This window comes from Marseilla massiliensis, assembly GCF_016899855.1.
Lineage (GTDB): Bacteria > Bacteroidota > Bacteroidia > Bacteroidales > Bacteroidaceae > Prevotella.
Genome location: NZ_JACJJG010000275.1, coordinates 1 through 309 on the forward strand (window position 1 = coordinate 1; position 309 = coordinate 309).

1 protein-coding gene is annotated in these 309 nt (G+C 54.4%); it reads left to right on the plus strand.

From position 1 onward, the window contains the following. The coding region (locus H6A34_RS14735; RefSeq protein ID WP_205106114.1) for a TonB-dependent receptor plug domain-containing protein at positions 1-309 on the plus strand (309 nt) is incomplete at both ends.

A 309-nucleotide genomic window follows, 5' to 3' on the forward strand; every position in this document is an offset into this window, starting at 1 on the left:
ATGGCCGGCGTAAACATCACCACGACCGAGGGCTCGCCTGACGCCGACGTGAAAATTCGTGTACGTGGAGGAGGCTCCATCACTCAGAGCAACGACCCATTGCTCATCGTCGACGGATTCCCCGTTGAAAGTATCAGCGACATTCCTGCAACCGACATCGAGGACATTACCGTACTTAAGGACGCATCATCCACAGCCATCTACGGTTCGCGTGGTGCCAACGGCGTTATCCTCGTTACCACAAAAAGCGGCAAGGCCGGCAAGGTAAACGTAAGCTACAACGCCTACTACAGCTGGAAGAAAGTTGCA